Source organism: Streptomyces sp. NPDC058052 (assembly GCF_042885515.1).
In the GTDB taxonomy this organism is placed as follows: Bacteria; Actinomycetota; Actinomycetes; order Streptomycetales; family Streptomycetaceae; genus Streptomyces.
This window is the reverse complement of the sequence record NZ_JBHVRX010000011.1, coordinates 84972-103167: the sequence shown is the minus strand read 5'-3', so window position 1 is coordinate 103167 and position 18196 is coordinate 84972. Positions and strand designations below refer to the sequence as shown.

Here is an 18196-nt window from a genome sequence, read left to right as displayed (position 1 = left end):
TTGTGTCCCGTCGTCTGTTCACCTCGGAGTCCGTCACCGAGGGACACCCCGACAAGATCGCTGACCAGATCAGCGACACCATCCTCGACGCGCTGCTCCGGGAGGACCCCACCTCCCGCGTCGCCGTCGAGACGCTGATCACCACCGGCCTCGTGCACGTCGCCGGAGAGGTGACCACCAAGGCGTGGGCGGACATCCCCACCCTCGTCCGCAACAAGATCCTCGAGATCGGGTACGACTCCTCGAAGAAGGGCTTCGACGGCGCCTCCTGCGGCGTGTCGGTGTCCATCGGGTCGCAGTCCCCGGACATCGCGCAGGGCGTGGACACCGCGTACGAGAAGCGCGTCGAGGGCGACGAGGACGAGCTGGACAAGCAGGGCGCCGGCGACCAGGGTCTGATGTTCGGCTACGCCTCGGACGAGACCCCCGAGCTGATGCCGCTGCCGATCCACCTCGCGCACCGGCTCTCCCGCCGCCTCACCGAGGTCCGCAAGAACGGGACCATCCCGTACCTGCGCCCCGACGGCAAGACCCAGGTCACCATCGAGTACGACGGCGACAAGGCCGTCCGCCTCGACACGGTCGTCGTCTCCTCGCAGCACGCCTCGGACATCGACCTCGACTCGCTGCTCGCGCCCGACATCCGCGAGTTCGTCGTCGAGCACGTCCTGAAGGAGCTCGTCGAGGACGGCATCAAGCTCGACACCGACGGCTACCGCCTCCTGGTCAACCCGACCGGCCGCTTCGAGATCGGCGGCCCGATGGGCGACGCCGGCCTCACCGGCCGCAAGATCATCATCGACACGTACGGCGGCATGGCCCGCCACGGCGGCGGCGCCTTCTCCGGCAAGGACCCGTCGAAGGTCGACCGCTCGGCCGCCTACGCCATGCGCTGGGTCGCCAAGAACGTGGTCGCCGCGGGCCTCGCCTCCCGCTGCGAGGTCCAGGTCGCCTACGCGATCGGCAAGGCCGAGCCCGTCGGCCTCTTCGTCGAGACCTTCGGCACCCACGCCGTCGAGACCGAGAAGATCGAGAACGCCATCGGCGAGGTCTTCGACCTCCGCCCGGCCGCGATCATCCGCGACCTCGATCTGCTCCGCCCGATCTACTCCCAGACCGCCGCCTACGGCCACTTCGGCCGCGAGCTGCCGGACTTCACCTGGGAGCGCACCGACCGCGTCGACGCCCTGAAGAAGGCCGCCGGCCTGTAAGCGGCAGCACGGCCACGGAAGCCCGGCACCCCCCAGGGGGCGCCGGGCTTCCGCCGTCCGCCCGCTGTCCGAGCCGTCTGGTAGGTATGGGGCTGTGAGCAGCGAGAAGGGGCACGAGGCGGGGGCCGGGGGCGCGGAGGGGCCTGAGCAGCTCGCGCTCATCCGGGAGACCGTGCGGAAGGCGAAGGTGCCGCGGGCCAAGCCGCGGACGTGGCGGGACGCCGCGCTCGCCAAGGAGCTGCCGGTCGCCCGGGTGGTGGTGAACAAGGGGGCGCTCCACCTCGACCAGTTCTTCGACTACGCCGTGCCCGAGGAGCTCGACGCCGTCGCCCGGCCGGGCGTGCGGGTCCGGGTGCGGTTCGGTGCCGGGTCCGGGCAGGTGCGGGGCGGGCGGCGCGAGGGCGGGCGGCTGATCGACGGGTTCCTCGTCGAGCGGCGGGCCGCCTCCGACTACTCCGGGCCGCTCGCCGCCCTCGCCGACGTGGTCTCGCCGGAGCCGGTGCTCGGGCCCGGGCTGCTGGCGCTCTGCCGGGCCGTCGCCGACCGGTACGCGGGCAGCCTCGCCGACGTGCTCCAGCTCGCCGTGCCGCCGCGCAGCGCCGCCGCCGAGCGCCGCCCCTCGCCCGCGCCGCTGCCGCCGCCCCCGCAGCCGTCGCCGGGCACCTGGGGGCGGTACGAGCAGGGGGCGGCGTTCCTGGAGTCGCTGGCGGGCGGCGGAGCGCCCCGGGCCGTCTGGACGGCGCTGCCGGGGCCGCACTGGGCCGAGGAGATCGCCCGCGCGGTCGCCGCCACCCTCGCCTCCGGGCGCGGTGCCCTGGTCGTCGTGCCCGACGGGCGGGCCGTCGGGCGGGTGGACGCGGCGCTGACCGGTGTCCTGGGGGAGGGGCGGCACGCGGTGCTCACCGCCGAGGCCGGGCCCGAGAAGCGGTACGGCCAGTGGCTCGCCGTCCGGCGCGGAGCGGTGCGGGCCGTCGTCGGCACCCGCGCCGCCATGTTCGCGCCGGTCGAGGACCTGGGCCTCGTCGTGATCTGGGACGACGGCGACGGCAGCCACAGCGACCCGCACGCCCCGCAGCCGCACGCCCGCGACGTGCTGCTGCTGCGCGCCGCGCACGACCGGTGCGCCTTCCTCCTCGGCTCCACCGGCTGCACCGTGGAGGCCGCCCAGCTCGTCGAGTCCGGCTGGGCCCGGCCGCTCGCCGCGAGCCGCGAACAGGTCCGCGGGGCCGCGCCCCTCGTCCGTACCGTCGGCGACGACCTCCTCGCGCGGGACGAGGCCGCCCGGGCCGCGCGGCTGCCCTCGCTCGCCTGGGAGACCCTCCGGGACGGGCTGCGCACCGGACCGGTCCTGATCCAGGTGCCCCGGCGGGGGTACGTGCCCCGGCTCGCCTGCCAGCAGTGCCGGACGCCCGCCCGCTGCCGGCACTGCGCCGGGCCGCTGGAGGCCCCCGACCAGCGCGAGCTGCACTGCGGCTGGTGCGGGCGCGAGGCCCCCGCCTGGCACTGCGAGGCGTGCGGCTCCACCCGGCTGCGCGCCCAGGTGGTCGGCGCCCGGAGGACCGCGGAGGAGCTGGGCCGGGCCTTCCCCGCCGTGCCGGTAAGGACCTCAGGCCGCGACCACGTCCTGGACCGGGTCCCGGACCGCCCCGCCCTCGTCGTCTCCACCCCCGGCGCCGAACCGGTCGCCGACGGCGGCTACGCGGCGGCCCTGCTGCTCGACGGCTGGGCGCTGCTCGGCCGCCCCGACCTGCGGGCCGGCGAGGAGGCGCTGCGCCGCTGGATGGACGCGGCCTCGCTGGTGCGGGGACAGTCCGAGGGCGGCACCGTCGTGGTCGTCGCCGAGCCGACGCTCCGGCCCGTGCAGGCCCTCGTCCGCTGGGACCCGGTCGGGCACGCCCAGCGGGAGCTGGCGGAGCGCGCCGAGCTGGGCTTCCCGCCGGTCTCCCGGATGGCCGCGGTCAGCGGGCCGCCCGAGTCGGTGGCGACCTTCCTGGGCGCGGCGGCGCTGCCCATGGACGCGGAGATCCTCGGCCCGGTGCCGCTCCCGGTCGTCCGCCCCGGGGCCGCCCGCAGGCCCGGCGACCCGCCGCCCGGCGAGCAGTGGGACCGCGCCCTGGTCCGGGTCCCGCCCGGCAGCGGCGCGGCCCTCGCCCAGGCCCTCAAGCACGCCCGCGCGAGCCGCCAGGCCCGCGGCACCGGGGACACCGTCCGGATCAGGGTGGACCCGCCGGACATCGGCTGAGCGGCCCGGGCACGACGACGGCCGCCGCCCCCTTCGGCCCGGGGGTGGCGGCCGCTCGTCGGCTCCGCGAGGTCAGCCGTTGCGCGGGCTGGGGAAGACGGGCGAGCGGGGCTCGTCGCGGAGGGTGGCGCTCCCCGAGGTCGGCTGCGGCGGCATCGAACGGGCCGCCGGCACCGACGGGATCGTCCGGGTCACGCCCGGATCGGGGGCGCGCTCCGGCTCCGCCGAGGGCTGCTGGGGCGCCCGGCGGGCACCGTAGCGGCGGTGGACGGCCTGCTTGGTGACCCCGAGCGCGGAGCCCACGGCGTCCCAGGAGAAGCCGAGGGAGCGGTCGAACTCGACGGCGGCGGTCACCAGGGTCTCGACGCTGTCGCGGAGCTCCTGGGCGAGCCGTACGGTGGGGGCGGGCGCGCGGCCGTAGACGACGAAGCCCGTGGACGGGCCGGAGCGGCGAGGGCGGTAGACATTGCCCAGCTGGGCCGTGAGCGTGCGCAGTGCGTCCACCTGCCGCCGGACCCGCTCGATGTCCCGCACCAACAGGTGCAGGCTCGCCCGGGCTTGGGCGTCGTGGGTTGCGTGGTCGGCCATGTGAAAGCCTCTCGAACCGGCGATGGAAGGGCGGGCCGCAGGGGGACGGCGGCCCGATACGGTCAATCTCTCTTGACCAACGCGCCACCGGGAGTTGGGTCACGCTGCGGGGGCGTACACGCATATGCGCGGGGCGCTCGCCGTCGCGTACGCCCCCTCCGTCACTCCCGCCTAGACTGGTGCGTCGCCCGTAACGCCCCCGGACAGACAGGCAGTCGCCACCCATGAAGCTCGTCTTCGCAGGCACCCCCGAGGTCGCCGTCCCCGCCCTGGACGCCCTGCTCGCCTCCGGCCGCCACGAGGTCGCCGCCGTGGTCACCCGGCCGGACGCGCCCGCGGGCCGCGGCCGGCGGCTGGTCGCCAGCCCGGTCGCGCAGCGGGCCGAGGAGGAGGGCATCGAGATCCTGCGGCCCGCGCACCCGCGCGACGAGGACTTCCTCGCCCGGCTGCGCGAGATCGCCCCGGACTGCTGCCCGGTCGTCGCCTACGGCGCGCTGCTGCCCCAGAAGGCCCTCGACATCCCGGCGCACGGCTGGGTCAACCTGCACTTCTCCCTCCTCCCGGCCTGGCGCGGCGCGGCCCCCGTCCAGCACGCGCTGATGGCGGGCGACGAGGTCACCGGCGCCAGCACCTTCCAGATCGAGCGGGGCCTCGACTCCGGCCCCGTCTACGGCGTGATCACCGAGGACATCCGCCCCACCGACACCAGCGGCGACCTGCTCACCCGGCTCGCCTTCGCGGGCGCCGGCCTGCTCTCGGCCACCATGGACGGCATCGAGGACGGCACCCTCAAGGCCGTCCCGCAGCCCCCCGACGGCATCAGCCTCGCGCCCAAGATCGAGGTCGAGGACGCCCACGTCGACTTCGCCGCCCCCGCCCTGCGCGTGGACCGGGTCGTCCGCGGCTGCACCCCGGCCCCCGGCGCCTGGACGGTCTTCCGCGGCGAGCGCCTGAAGCTGATCCAGGTCGCCCCCGTCCCCGATCGCACCGACCTCGCCCCCGGCGAGCTGGCGGCCGGCAAGAACAACGTCCACGCGGGCACCGGCTCGTACGGCGTCGAACTCCTCTGGGTGCAGCCCCAGGGAAAGAAGCCGATGAAGGCGGCCGACTGGGCCCGCGGCGTCCGGATCGCCCCGGGGGAGCGGCTGGGCGTCTGACCGGCGGCCGTCCGCGGGGGACGGGGTGCTCCGGCGGCGACGTAGGCTGGGAGGGTTCGACCCTCTCTTTCCTCACGCGGAGCACCTTTGAGCGAGCAGGCACGTCGCCGTCCCCCCAAGCCCCACCGCCGGCCCAAGAAGGATCCCGTGCGGATGCTCGCCTTCGAGGTGCTCCGGGCGGTCGACGAGCGGGACGCGTACGCCAACCTCGTGCTGCCGCCGCTGCTGCGGAAGGCGCGCGAGAAGGAGGGGTTCGAGGCCCGGGACGCGGCGCTCGCGACCGAGCTGGTCTACGGGACGCTGCGCCGCCAGGGGACGTACGACGCGATCATCGCGGCCTGTGTGGACCGGCCGCTGCGCGAGGTCGACCCGCCGGTCCTCGACGTGCTGTCGCTGGGGGCGCACCAGCTCCTCGGGACGCGGATCCCGCCGCACGCCGCCGTCTCCGCCACGGTCGAGCTGGCCCGCGTGGTGCTGGGCGAGGGCCGCGCGAAGTTCGTCAACGCCGTCCTGCGGAAGATCACGCGGCAGGACATGGGCGCCTGGCTGGCCGAGGTCGCCCCGCCGTACGAGAAGGACGCCGAGGACCACCTCGCCGTCATGCACTCCCACCCCCGCTGGGTGGTCTCCGCGCTCTGGGACGCGCTCGGCGGCGGCCGCGCCGGCATCGAGGAGCTCCTGGAGGCCGACAACGAGCGGCCCGAGGTCACCCTCGTCGCCCGGCCCGGCCGGGCCACCGTCGAGGAACTGGCCGGCGCCGCCGAGACGGAGCCGGGGCGCTGGTCCCCGTACGCCCTGCGGCTCACCGAGGGCGGCGAGCCCGGTGCCATCGAGGCCGTGCGGGACGGGCGGGCCGGCGTCCAGGACGAGGGCAGCCAGCTCGTCGCGATCGCCCTGGCGAACGCGCCCCTGGAGGGCCCCGACACCCGCTGGCTCGACGGCTGCGCCGGCCCCGGCGGCAAGGCCGCCCTCCTCGGCGCGCTGGCCGCCGAGCGCGGCGCCGCCCTGCTCGCCTCCGAGAAGCAGCCGCACCGCGCCCGGCTGGTCGAGCGCGCGCTGGCCGGCAACCCCGGCCCGTACCAGGTCATCGCCGCCGACGGCACCCGTCCGCCGTGGCGCGAGGGCGTCTTCGACCGGGTCCTGGTCGACGTGCCCTGCTCCGGGCTCGGCGCCCTGCGCCGCCGCCCGGAGGCCCGCTGGCGCCGCCGCCCCGAGGACCTGGACGGGTTCGCCCCGCTCCAGCGCGGGCTGCTCACCGAGGCGCTGCGGGCGGTCCGTGTCGGCGGCGTCGTCGGCTACGCGACCTGCTCGCCGCACCTCGCGGAGACCCGGGTGGTCGTGGACGACGTCCTGAAGCGGACCGGCGGCGCCGAGCTGATCGACGCCCGGCCGCTCTTCCCCGGCGTCGACCGGCTCGGCGACGGTCCCGACGTCCAGCTGTGGCCGCATCTGCACGGTACGGACGCCATGTATCTGGCGCTGATCCGCCGGACCGCCTGACGGTTTCCGCTGGTCCGTACCAGTACGTCCGGCGCCGGAACGATCCCGGACCGGTTCGCGGCAAAGAAGTCCCCAAGAACGTGGCAGGCTTGGCACATGGCGCAGATCAATCCCAGCATCCTCTCCGCAGACTTCGCCCGCCTCGCGGACGAGGCCAAGGCCGTCGGCGGCGCCGACTGGCTGCACGTCGACGTCATGGACAACCACTTCGTGCCCAATCTGACGCTGGGCGTGCCGATCGTCGAGTCGCTGAGCCGCGCGACCGACACCCCCCTCGACTGCCACCTGATGATCGAGGACCCGGACCGCTGGGCACCGCAGTACGTCGAGGCCGGCGCCGGCTCGGTCACCTTCCACGTCGAGGCCGCCGCCGCGCCCGTGCGGCTCGCCCGGGAGATCCGTGCCAAGGGCGCCCGGGCCTCCATGGCGCTCAAGCCGGCCACCCCCATCGAGCCCTTCGAAGACCTGCTCCCCGAGCTCGACATGCTGCTCATCATGACCGTGGAGCCCGGCTTCGGCGGCCAGGCGTTCCTCGACATCATGCTGCCCAAGATCCGCCGGACCCGTGAGCTGATCGCCAAGCACGGCCTGGAGCTGTGGCTCCAGGTCGACGGCGGCGTCTCCGAGTCCACCATCGAGCGCTGCGCCGAGGCGGGCGCGGACGTCTTCGTGGCGGGCTCGGCGGTCTACGGGGCGGCCGACCCGGCCGCCGCGGTGGCCGCGCTGCGGGCCCAGGCGGACGCCGCCACGGCCGGTGCCGCGTGGGCATGTGGCCACTGAGCCTCCGGCCGGTGAACGCGGTCCGACGGACCGCCGACAGGACTGATCAAGGCCCGCCGTTTCTGACAGGATGAACAGCGGGTCCAGAGTGTGAACGAACACGGATCGTGGACAGCGGTGCGTGAACAGCAGTGAGGAGATCGCGGTGGCGGGAATGTCGGCGGGACGATCAGCCCTGCGGATGGGCCCCGCGGAGCTGGTGCAGGCGGCGGCCATGGCGCGCCGCTTCTACCTGGAGGGGAAGTCCAAGATCCAGATCGCCGAGGAGTTCGGCGTGAGCCGCTTCAAGGTGGCCCGGGTCCTGGAGACCGCTCTGGAGCGGGATCTCGTACGCATCGAGATCCGGGTACCGGCCGAGCTGGACGCCGAACGCTCCGACGCGCTGCGCGCCCGCTACGGGCTCCGGCACGCGGTCGTGGTGGAGTCCCCGGCGGAGGACGACGAGTCGCCCGACCCGGAGAACCTGGGCGAGGTCGCCGCCGACCTGCTCGGCGAGCTGGTCACCGAGGGCGACGTCCTCGGCCTGGCCTGGGGCCGTTCGACCATCCACATGGCGGCCGCCCTCGACCGGCTGCCGCCCTGCACGGTCGTGCAGCTCACCGGGGTGTACGACGCCGGGACCGCCGAGCGCGGCTCGGTCGAGGCGGTCCGGCGCGCCGCCCAGGTCTCCGGCGGCGAGGCCCACCCCATCTACGCGCCCATGCTGCTGCCGGACCCGGCCACGGCCGCCGCCCTGCGCAGCCAGACCGGCATCGCCCGGGCCTTCGAGTACTTCGACAAGGTCACCGTCGCCTGCGTCTCCATCGGCTCCTGGGAGCCGGGCATCTCCACCGTCCACGACATGCTGTCCGAGGAGGAGCGCGCCCACTACGCCTCCCTGGGCGTGGCCGCCGAGATGTCCGCGCACCTCTTCGACGCCGAGGGCCGCCGGGTCGGGCGGGACCTGGGCGAGCGGTGCATCACGGTCGAGGCGGACCGGCTGCGCCGGATCCCCGAGGTCGTCGCCATCGCGGGCGGCCAGCGCAAGGCGGCGGCGATCGGCGCGGTGCTCCGCTCCGGTCTCGTCACCAGCCTGGTCACCGACCGCTCGGCCGCCGACTACCTGCTCACCGAGTTCAGCCCGGGCACGCGCCCGGCGCTCGACCGGAAGGACCCGGACACGGGCACCGAGGTCCGCTGACGACACCGGAGGGCGCCTGCCGTGCACACGGCCGGCGCCCTCCGGCGTACCCGGGGGCGGCGCCCCGGGCGGGTCCCCAGACGCCCCAGATGTCCACGGGTGGGTCCCCAGGCGCCCGGGCGTCCCGGGCGGGGCTTCGGGCGTCCCGGGCGGGGCTTCGGGCGCCCCGGGCCGGGGCTTCGGGCGCCCCGGGCGCGTCCCCCGGCGGCTCGCGGCGGGCGGTGACAGCATCGGGGCATGATCGCTCGCTGCGTCCGGCTGGGCCTCGCCCTCCTGGCCGGGCTGTCCCTGCTCCTCACCGGCTGCTCCGCCGGGACGGGCACGCCCACCGCCACCGCCGCCCCGTCCCGCACCGCCACGGCCGCCGCCCCGGCCCCCTCGGCCACCGCGTCGCGCGCCTCCGGCCTGCCCACCGTGCGCGAGGCGGAGCTGCCGCCCCAGGCGCGCGAGACCCTCCGGCTGATCCGCGCCGGCGGGCCCTTCCCGTACGCCAGGGACGGCGCCGTCTTCTCCAACTTCGAGCGGATCCTGCCGCGCCGGAAGCGCGGCTACTACCACGAGTACACCGTCCGCACCCCCGGGGAGCGGGACCGCGGGGCCCGCCGCGTCGTCACCGGCGGCGCGGGGGAGAGGTACTACACCGACGACCACTACGAGAGCTTCCGGGAGGTGGTCCCGGATGGCACTCGATGACGCCGTCGTCCTCGACCTGCACGGGGTCACGGAGAAGACCGCCTTCATGGACCGCTGCGTCCGGGCCCTGCCGCTGCCCGTCTGGTTCGGGCGCAACTGGGACGCCCTCGCCGACTGCCTCGCCGATCTGCGCGCACCCATGGCGATCGTGGTGACCGGCTGGCACGCTTATGCGGAGGCCGAACCCGACGACTGGGCCCTCGCGCAGGAGGTCTTCTCCGCGGCGGCCCGCACCAGTCGTCAGGGCCTCGCGGTCCTCCTCTCGCTCGGTGGTTGGGAGGATCGCACAAGCACCCCCGCGCAAGGCTCGGACGATCCGCCCGCACCGTCCCGCGCACCCGGCGTGGGAGAATGAACTACGTGCTTTTTCCCCTGGCTGAAATGCCTAGGGGCCGATCCGAACGACTGGGATGTCAGCACGTGCGTTTCCTCAATGACGTCAAGCCGCCGTACGACCTCACGTACGACGATGTGTTCATGGTGCCGAGCCGGTCGGCCGTCGGCTCCCGACAGGCCGTGGACCTCTCCGCGCCGGACGGCACCGGCACGACGATCCCGCTGGTCGTCGCCAACATGACCGCGATCGCCGGCCGCCGCATGGCCGAGACCGTCGCCCGCCGGGGCGGCCTCGTCGTCATCCCCCAGGACATTCCGATCGAGGTCGTCACCGAGGTCATCTCCTGGGTGAAGGGCCGCCACCTGGTCCTCGACACCCCCATCGTGCTGGAGCCGCACCAGACCGTCGCCGACGCCCTCGCCCTGCTGCCCAAGCGGGCCCACGAGGCCGGTGTCGTCGTCGACGAGCACCGCCGCCCCGTCGGCGTCGTCACCGACGCCGACCTGACGGGCGTCGACCGCTTCACCCAGCTCTCCGAGGTCATGTCCAAGGACCTCCTCCTGCTGGACGCGGACATCGACCCCCGCGAGGCGTTCAACACCCTCGACGGCGCCAACCGCCGCTACGCCCCCGCCGTGGACGCGGACGGCAAGCTGGCCGGCATCCTCACCCGCAAGGGCGCCCTGCGGGCCACCCTGTACACCCCGGCCGTGGACGCGGACGGCAAGCTGCGGATCGCCGCCGCCGTCGGCATCAACGGCGACGTGGCCGGCAAGGCCAAGCTGCTCCTCGACGCGGGCGTCGACACGCTCGTCATCGACACCGCCCACGGGCACCAGGAGTCGATGATCTCCGCCATCCGGACGGTCCGGGCGCTCGACCCGCGGGTCCCGATCGTCGCGGGCAACATCGTCGCCGCCGAGGGCGTCAAGGACCTCATCGAGGCCGGTGCCGACATCATCAAGGTCGGCGTGGGCCCCGGTGCCATGTGCACGACCCGCATGATGACCGGTGTCGGCCGCCCGCAGTTCTCGGCCGTCCTGGAGTGCGCCGCCGAGGCGAAGAAGTACGGCAAGCACGTCTGGGCCGACGGTGGCGTCCGGCACCCGCGCGACGTCGCCATGGCGCTCGCCGCCGGCGCGTCCAACGTGATGATCGGCTCCTGGTTCGCCGGGACCTACGAGTCCCCCGGCGACCTCCAGACGGACGCGCAGGGCCGCGCCTACAAGGAGTCCTTCGGCATGGCGTCCGCCCGCGCCGTCCGCAACCGGACCTCCGACGAGTCCTCCTACGACCGCGCCCGCAAGGCGCTCTTCGAGGAGGGCATCTCGACCTCGCGGATGTTCCTCGACCCGTCCCGCCCGGGCGTCGAGGACCTGATCGACTCGATCATCGCCGGTGTCCGCTCCTCCTGCACCTACGCCGGTGCGGGCTCGCTCGCCGAGTTCGAGGAGAAGGCCGTCGTGGGCATCCAGTCCGCCGCCGGCTACGCGGAGGGCAAGCCGCTGCACGCCAGCTGGAGCTGACCTCCGGCACCGGCTGAGCCGACCCCTGGCGCTGGCTGAGCCGACGGCCGGAGCCGCCTGATCGCCGCCCGTGCGAGAGCCCCCGGGAGCACCGCTCCCGGGGGCTCCGTCGTCCCCCAGGCCCCCGCCGTGCCGTCCGTCAGCCGGCCGGCAGCGCCCCGGAGGTGCGCAGCGCGGCGGCCACCGCCCGCGCCATCCGGGCGTGCCCCTCGTCGTTCGGGTGGAGCCCGTCGGCCAGGTGCTCCGGACCCAGGAGCGGACGCCCGGGGAGCAGCAGGAGGCGGGGATCGTCCGCCGCGAGGTCGCGGACCGCCCGCTCCATGGCCCGCCGCAGCTCCGTGAGGGTCGCGCCGAGGGCGTTGCGGGTGTGCTCGGCGGCGGGGCGCAGCACGGGCGAGACGAGGAGCAGCGGTGTCCGGGGGTGTCCCCGCCGGATCAGGCCCACATAGGCCCGTACCGTCGCGTGCAGCCACTCCGGGGTCGCGGGGGCCCGGTCCCAGCAGTTGGTGCCGAACGCGAGGGTGATCAGCTCGCCCGGCAGCCGGGACAGCTGCTCCGCCAGGGGCAGTTCACCGCGCGCCCCGCCCGCGTATCCGAGGTTGACCGGATCGAGCCCCAGCGCGCGCCCGGCGACCGCGGGCCAGGAGTGGGCGGGCCGGGTGGACCACCAGCCCTCGGTGATCGAGTCGCCCTGGACCAGCCAGCGGGGCCGTCGGGGGGCGGGGGAGAGGGCCCCGTCCACGGCGCGCAGGGCGTGCACGACGGGCGCCTGGGCCTCGGGCGGGTGGACGGTGAACTCTCCGCCGCCCGGCGGGAGCCGGAGCCGTACGGTGGCCTCCGCCGCCGGTTCCGCGAAGACCTCCGCGAGACATCGCGGGCCCTGCCAGAGCGCGAACGCGTGCCGCAGCGACCGCAGCGCGTCGCCGGCCGGCGGAACGGCCGCCCGGTACCGCAGCTCCACCGCCGTCGTGCCCGGCGCGGCCAGGAACTCCACCCGCACCCCGATCGGCAGCGCGGCCCGCTCCGCGATGTCCCACGGCAGGCGTTCCAGGTCGGCGGGGTCGGCCCGGACGGGCCGGTCGCCGTCCCGCCATGCCGTGCCCCGCAGAAAGGGTTCGGGCTCCAGCCAGCTCACACGGCACCTCCGATCGGCCGCGTGCAGGGTCGTCCACGGGGGCCGAGGAGTCAAGGCGCACGCGCCGGATCCGACCCGTCCCCGATGTGTCGATTCATGCGGGGGCGCGCAATGTTTCCCCGTCCGCGCCCGAAGTGCGCAATGATCATCTGCCACTGCGCAACAACACTGCATTACGGATGCGAAGCGGAGCGCTAGGCTCATCCCTCGTACCAGGAGTGGCGGGGACCGCCTGCTCGGCGGACTTCCTGCCCCCGTGGGCTGCTTCGGCATGCCCGCGCACCCGGAACGCGTCCGTCGCCGTCCCCGTCCCACCCGACAGGCAGCGATAAGGAGCCTCCGCAGTGCTGGATCACGGCGCAGCCCCACCGGTCGAGGACACGACCGCCCGCAAGACCACCGTCCTGACCTCCCTCACCCGCCGCAAGCCGGTGGAACGCCTGGTCGCGGAGGGTGGTCAGGGTGAGGGCGGCAGCCTCCGCCGCTCGCTCTCCATGTGGCAGCTGACCATGATCAGCATCGGTGCCACCCTCGGCACCGGCATCTTCGTCGTCCTCGGCGAGGCGGTCCCCGAGGCCGGCCCGGCCGTGACGCTCGCGTTCGTCTTCGCCGGTCTCACCGCGCTCTTCTCGGCGCTCTCGTACGCCGAGCTGGCGGGCACCATCCCCGTCGCGGGCTCCTCCTACTCGTATGCGTACGCAACGATGGGTGAGCTCGTCGCCTGGGTGTGCGGCTGGTGCCTGATGCTGGAGTACGGCGTCTCGGTCGCCGCCGTGGCCGTCGGCTGGGGCGAGTACCTGAACGAGCTGCTCGACGGCACGATCGGCGTCACGCTTCCGGACGCGCTCAGCGCGCCGCCCGGCGACGGCGGCGTCTTCAACCTGCCGGCGCTGATAGTCGTCGTCCTCGCGATGCTGTTCCTGCTCGGCGGCGCCAAGGAGTCGGCCCGCGCGAACACGATCATGGTCGTGGTGAAGATCGCCGCCCTGGTGCTCTTCTGCGCCGTCGGCTTCATGGGCTTCACGTCGGGCAACTACGCGGACTTCATGCCGCTCGGCATCGGGAGCGTCGGCGCCGCCGGCGCCATCCTCTTCTTCTCGTACATCGGCTTCGACGCCGCCTCCACGGCCGGCGAGGAGGCCAAGAACCCCAAGCGCGACCTGCCCCGGGCGATCATGCTCTCGCTCGTCATCGTCACCGCGCTGTACGTCCTCGTCGCGGCCGTCGCCGTCGGCGCCTGGGACTGGAAGAAGTTCGCGGGCACGGACGCCACGCTCGCCGCGATCATGAACGACGTCACCGGCCAGAGCTTCTGGGGCACCCTGCTCGCCGCCGGCGCCGTGATCTCCATCGCCAGCGTGGTCCTCACCGTCCTCTACGGCCAGACCCGCATCCTCTTCGCGATGTCCCGCGACGGCCTCGTGCCCAAGGTCTTCGGCAAGGTCGACGCGAAGACCGGCACCCCGCGCACCAACACCCTCATCGTCTCGCTGCTCTGCGGCGGCCTCGCGGCCGTCGTCCCGCTCGGCGAGCTGGTCAACGCCACCAGCATCGGCACGCTCTTCGCGTTCGCCCTGGTCAACGTCGCCGTCGTGGTGCTCCGCTTCACCCGCCCCGACATGGAGCGCTCCTTCAAGGTCCCGTTCGGCCCGGTCTTCGCCGTCCTCGGCTTCCTCTGCTGCGGATACAGCATGTACAGCCTCGACCTGATCACCTGGGTGTACTTCGGTGCCTGGATGGCCGTGGGCCTCGTGTTCTACTTCCTGTACGGCATGCGCCGCTCCCGACTGGCCACCGACGCAGAGAAGTGACCCACCCGTAGTGCGACTCAACGACCTCGACGAACGCATCGTCCACGCCCTCGCGGAGGACGCCCGCCGCAGCTACGCCGACATCGGCTCGCTCGTCGGTCTCTCCGCGCCCGCGGTGAAACGGCGCGTGGACCGGCTCCGGGCCGAGGGCGCCATCACCGGCTTCACCGTACGGGTGGACCCGGCGGCGCTCGGCTGGGAGACGGAGGGGTTCGTCGAGATCTTCTGCCGCCACAACACCTCGCCGGACGACATCCGGCGGGGTCTGGAGCGGTATCCGGAGGTGGTGTCCGCGTCGACCGTCACAGGCGACGCGGACGCCGTCGTGCAGGTCTTCGCCTCCGACATGCGCCACTTCGAGCGCGTCCTGGAGCGGATCGCGGGCGAGCCCTTCGTGGAGCGCACCAAGTCCGTCCTGGTGCTCTCCCCGCTGCTGCGGCGCTTCTCCTCGGGCTCGCCCGCCTGACCTGACGGGACTACCGCTGGTACGGGGGCTCCCACGGGACCACGTCGAAGTCGCCCGTCCCGGCCTTCACCGTCTCGAACGGGGCCGAGCTCAGGCACGGCGGGACCTTCAGGTTCGTGTCGCGCCCCACCCAGCTGTACCCGAGGCGGTCCTGCCCGCCCAGGTCGTGCACCGTGACGCCGACCCGCTTCTTGCGCAGCTCCTTGACGTCGGTGTCGAAGACCACCCCCGTCACCACGGCGACCTTGCCGCCGGTGACCAGGCAGTCCACCTTCGCCACCGCGTAGCCCCCCTTCCCCTGCGTGTAGTGGCTGTACCGGAACGTGCCGGTCGCCGCCTGCGGGTCCGCCCGGTTCTCGTGCGCCAGGTGAGCGTCGAAGCTGAAGGTGATGTCGTCGTCGGCCGGCGCGGGCCGGAACAGCTTGGCCGTGCCGGTCAGCGCGGCGGCCTCGCGAGGACCCTCCGCCGGCGCGGGCGACGAGGCGGTGGCGGCGCTCGTGGCTCCGGCGCCGATCAGCAGGGCGGCGACGGCGGCGGCGATCTTCGTACGGCGGTTCATGGCGGTCCTTCCGGCAGGTCGATCGGACGCCCACCACTCTTCCGCCCGGGCCCCGCCCGGTCGTCGCGCCGGCGGACGATCCGGGGGTACGCCGCCGGTCGCGGAGCGCGTACGCCCCCGGTCTGACCGCCGCGCAACGAATCGCCGCTCAGGTCGTACATCGCGCAACGGTTCGACGGTCGGTCCGCAACGGTCCCGTCTTGTCCGGGCAGAGCCCGGAACCGTACCGTTTTGGACGTCTCCCGGAGACACCCCTCCCTCCCCTCCGCCCCCACGAGGACTCACCATGCCCGCGTTGCGCACCGCCCTGCTCCAGAGCTCCGGCCGGCTCGGTGACGTGACCGCCAATCTGCGGATCCTCGACGAGGCCGCCGGACGGGCCGCGGCCGCCGGGGCGGGCCTGCTGCTCGCCCCCGAGCTCTTCCTCACCGGCTACGCCATCGGCGCCGACATCGCCCGCCTGGCCGAGCCGGCCGACGGCCCCTCCGCCCGCGCGGTCGCGGAGATCGCCGCCCGCCACGGCCTGGCCGTCGGCTACGGCTACCCGGAGCGCGACACCGAGCGGCACGGCGTCATCTACAACGCCGCCGCGCTCTTCGGCGCCGACGGCGCCCCGCTCGCGCACTACCGCAAGACCCACCTCTTCGGCGACTTCGAGCTGAAGTGGTTCACCCCGGGCGACCAGCCCCTGGTCCAGGCCCGCGTCGGCGACCTCACCGTCGGCCTGATGATCTGCTACGACGTCGAGTTCCCCGAGAACGTGCGGGCGCAGGCGCTGGCCGGCACCGACCTCCTCCTCGTGCCGACCGCCCTCATGCACCCCGCCGAGATCGTCCCCGAGTCGGTGGTCCCGGTGCGCGCCTTCGAGAACCAGCTCTACATCGCGTACGCCAACCGCGCCGGCTCCGAGGGCGACTTCGAGTTCGTCGGCCTCTCGGTCCTCGCCGGCCCCGACGGCACCGCCCGGGCCCGCGCCGGCCGGGGCGAGGACCTGGTGATCGGCGACGCCGACACGGCCTTCCTGGCGGCCTCCCGCGCGGAGAACCCGTACCTCCGCGACCGCAGGCCCGGCCTCTACGGCTCCCTCGTCTGAGCCGCCCCCTCCGCTTCCTCCCACCCGCTTTCCGTGCAAGGAGTCCGTACCCCATGACGTCCACCGTGCCCAACGCCGTCGAGCACGCCGACGAGCAGCAGCCGCCGATCACCATGTTCGGCCCGGACTTCCCGTACGCCTACGACGACTTCCTGGCCCACCCGGCCGGCCTCGGCCAGATACCCGCGACCGAGCACGGCGCCGAGGTCGCGGTCGTCGGCGGCGGCCTGTCCGGCATCATCGCCGCGTACGAGCTGATGAAGATGGGCCTCAAGCCCGTCGTCTACGAGGCCGACCAGATCGGCGGCCGGCTCCGCACGGTCGGCTTCGAGGGCCCGGAGACCGAGGGGCTGACGGCGGAGATGGGCGCCATGCGCTTCCCGCCCTCCTCCACCGCCCTCCAGCACTACATCGACCTCGTCGGCCTCACGACGTCGCCGTTCCCGAACCCGCTGGCCGAGGCCACCCCCTCGACCGTCGTCGACCTCAAGGGCGAGTCGCACTACGCGGAGACCGTCGACGACCTCCCGCAGGTCTACCGCGACGTCGCCGCCGCCTGGAACAAGTGCCTCGACGAGGGCGCCGACTTCTCCGACATGAACCGCGCCATGCGCGAGCGGGACGTCCCGCGCATCCGCGAGATCTGGGCGAAGCTCGTCGAGAAGCTCGACAACCAGACCTTCTACGGCTTCCTCTGCGAGTCCGAGGCGTTCAAGTCCTTCCGGCACCGCGAGATCTTCGGCCAGGTCGGCTTCGGCACGGGCGGCTGGGACACTGACTTCCCCAACTCCATCCTGGAGATCCTCCGGGTCGTCTACACCGAGGCCGACGACCACCACCGCGGCATCGTCGGCGGCTCGCAGCAGCTGCCGCTGCGCCTGTGGGAGCGCGAGCCGGAGAAGATCATCCACTGGGCCCAGGGCACCTCGCTGGCCTCCCTGCACGAGGGCGGCCTGCCGAAGCCCGCCGTCACCCGGCTGAACCGCACCGCGGGCAACCGGATCACCGTCACCGACGCCTCCGGCGACATCCGCACCTACCAGGCGGCGATCTTCACCGCCCAGTCCTGGATGCTGCTCTCCAAGATCGCCTGCGACGACTCGCTCTTCCCGATCGACCACTGGACGGCGATCGAGCGCACCCACTACATGGAGTCCTCGAAGCTGTTCGTGCCGGTGGACCGGCCGTTCTGGCTGGACAAGGACGAGGAGACGGGCCGGGACGTCATGTCGATGACGCTCACCGACCGGATGACCCGCGGCACGTACCTCCTGGACGACGGCCCGGACAAGCCGGCCGTCATCTGCCTCTCGTACACGTGGTGCGACGACAGCCTGAAGTGGCTGCCGCTCTCCGCGAACGAGCGGATGGAGGTCATGCTGAAGTCGCTCGGCGAGATCTACCCGAAGGTCGACATCCGGAAGCACATCATCGGCAACCCGGTGACGGTCTCCTGGGAGAACGAGCCCTACTTCATGGGCGCCTTCAAGGCCAACCTGCCGGGCCACTACCGCTACCAGCGGCGCCTCTTCACCCACTTCATGCAGGACCGCCTCCCCGAGGACAAGCGCGGCATCTTCCTCGCCGGCGACGACATCTCGTGGACGGCCGGCTGGGCCGAGGGCGCGGTGCAGACGGCGCTCAACGCGGTCTGGGGCGTGATGCACCACTTCGGCGGCGCGACCGACGGCACCAACCCGGGCCCGGGCGACGTCTACGAGGAGATCGCCCCGGTCGAGCTGCCGGAGGACTGAGCCCCTCCGCGTGCGAGCCGCCCCCCGGCGGGGATCCGACCCCGGAGGGGGGGCGGCCCGGTGCGCCCCCTTCTCGTACGCGTACGGCTTCGCCGGCCGTGCCGTGCCGTGCCGTGCCGCGCGCGTCCGCCGCAGCCGTACGGGCCACGCGCCCAGCGCCGTAC

At 73.9% G+C, this 18196-nt stretch carries 16 protein-coding genes; 13 read left to right on the top strand and 3 right to left on the bottom strand.

Translation table 11 applies throughout. The annotated features are described in order from the left end of the window. The first annotated feature begins 2 nt into the window (after positions 1–2). Together metK and ACFVU3_RS17675 are read left to right on the top strand one after the other, a co-directional pair. The gene (gene metK / locus ACFVU3_RS17680) at positions 3–1211 is read left to right on the top strand and encodes a methionine adenosyltransferase (RefSeq protein WP_390067088.1); all 1209 of its coding nucleotides are present in this window, start codon (positions 3–5) and stop codon (positions 1209–1211) included. A 94-nt stretch (positions 1212–1305) separates the two neighbouring features. Beyond that, positions 1306–3453, top strand: coding sequence for a primosomal protein N' (locus ACFVU3_RS17675; RefSeq protein ID WP_390067086.1), 2148 nt, complete (start codon positions 1306–1308; stop codon positions 3451–3453). Between the two features lie 72 nt (positions 3454–3525). Here ACFVU3_RS17675 and ACFVU3_RS17670 read toward each other — a convergent pair whose 3' ends face one another. Continuing rightward, positions 3526–4041: a hypothetical protein gene (locus ACFVU3_RS17670; RefSeq protein WP_390067085.1), complete on the bottom strand. Its 516-nt coding sequence runs from the start codon at positions 4039–4041 to the stop codon at positions 3526–3528. A gap of 224 nt (positions 4042–4265) precedes the next feature. Here ACFVU3_RS17670 and fmt point away from each other — a divergent pair, with 224 nt between their 5' ends. The 7 genes from fmt to ACFVU3_RS17635 all read left to right on the top strand — a co-directional run bounded on the left by fmt (position 4266) and on the right by ACFVU3_RS17635 (position 11214). Beyond that, entirely contained in the window at positions 4266–5198 is a 933-nt protein-coding gene (gene fmt / locus ACFVU3_RS17665; RefSeq protein WP_390067083.1) for a methionyl-tRNA formyltransferase, read from the top strand. Between the two features lie 87 nt (positions 5199–5285). After that, positions 5286–6698: an RsmB/NOP family class I SAM-dependent RNA methyltransferase gene (locus tag ACFVU3_RS17660; RefSeq protein WP_390067081.1), complete on the top strand. Its 1413-nt coding sequence runs from the start codon at positions 5286–5288 to the stop codon at positions 6696–6698. Positions 6699–6794: 96 nt separating this feature from the next. Further along, positions 6795–7478, top strand: coding sequence for a ribulose-phosphate 3-epimerase (gene rpe, locus ACFVU3_RS17655; protein WP_390067079.1), 684 nt, complete (start codon positions 6795–6797; stop codon positions 7476–7478). Between the two features lie 121 nt (positions 7479–7599). Continuing rightward, positions 7600–8658, top strand: a complete 1059-nt coding sequence (locus tag ACFVU3_RS17650) for a sugar-binding transcriptional regulator (RefSeq protein ID WP_390067077.1) — start codon at positions 7600–7602, stop codon at positions 8656–8658. A gap of 237 nt (positions 8659–8895) precedes the next feature. Beyond that, complete coding sequence (locus ACFVU3_RS17645) at positions 8896–9351, top strand: ribonuclease domain-containing protein (protein ID WP_390067075.1); 456 nt, start codon at positions 8896–8898, stop codon at positions 9349–9351. Further along, the gene (locus ACFVU3_RS17640; protein ID WP_390067073.1) at positions 9338–9706 is read left to right on the top strand and encodes a barstar family protein; all 369 of its coding nucleotides are present in this window, start codon (positions 9338–9340) and stop codon (positions 9704–9706) included. The genes ACFVU3_RS17645 and ACFVU3_RS17640 overlap by 14 nt, the downstream gene beginning before the upstream one ends. Positions 9707–9771: 65 nt before the next feature. Then, positions 9772–11214, top strand: coding sequence for a GuaB1 family IMP dehydrogenase-related protein (locus ACFVU3_RS17635; RefSeq protein ID WP_390067071.1), 1443 nt, complete (start codon positions 9772–9774; stop codon positions 11212–11214). Positions 11215–11353: 139 nt separating this feature from the next. On the opposite strand, the gene ACFVU3_RS17630 is transcribed toward ACFVU3_RS17635, so the two are convergent. Continuing rightward, on the bottom strand, positions 11354–12349 hold the full coding sequence (locus ACFVU3_RS17630; RefSeq protein ID WP_390067069.1) for a GDSL-type esterase/lipase family protein: 996 nt from the start codon (positions 12347–12349) through the stop codon (positions 11354–11356). A 344-nt stretch (positions 12350–12693) separates the two neighbouring features. Here ACFVU3_RS17630 and ACFVU3_RS17625 point away from each other — a divergent pair, with 344 nt between their 5' ends. Further along, positions 12694–14160: an amino acid permease gene (locus tag ACFVU3_RS17625; protein ID WP_390067067.1), complete on the top strand. Its 1467-nt coding sequence runs from the start codon at positions 12694–12696 to the stop codon at positions 14158–14160. Positions 14161–14170: 10 nt separating this feature from the next. Beyond that, positions 14171–14626, top strand: a complete 456-nt coding sequence (locus tag ACFVU3_RS17620; protein WP_043223665.1) for an Lrp/AsnC family transcriptional regulator — start codon at positions 14171–14173, stop codon at positions 14624–14626. A 10-nt stretch (positions 14627–14636) separates the two neighbouring features. Here the strand turns inward: ACFVU3_RS17620 and ACFVU3_RS17615 are convergent, their stop codons facing one another. Beyond that, positions 14637–15185, bottom strand: coding sequence for a Repetin (locus ACFVU3_RS17615; protein WP_390067065.1), 549 nt, complete (start codon positions 15183–15185; stop codon positions 14637–14639). A gap of 286 nt (positions 15186–15471) precedes the next feature. Here ACFVU3_RS17615 and ACFVU3_RS17610 point away from each other — a divergent pair, with 286 nt between their 5' ends. Further along, positions 15472–16278 carry a carbon-nitrogen hydrolase family protein gene (locus ACFVU3_RS17610; RefSeq protein WP_390067063.1) on the top strand — a complete coding sequence of 269 codons (807 nt, stop codon included), beginning with the start codon at positions 15472–15474 and terminating at the stop codon, positions 16276–16278. Positions 16279–16331: 53 nt separating this feature from the next. Next, positions 16332–18032: a flavin monoamine oxidase family protein gene (locus ACFVU3_RS17605; protein WP_390067062.1), complete on the top strand. Its 1701-nt coding sequence runs from the start codon at positions 16332–16334 to the stop codon at positions 18030–18032. Positions 18033–18196: the final 164 nt, after the last annotated feature.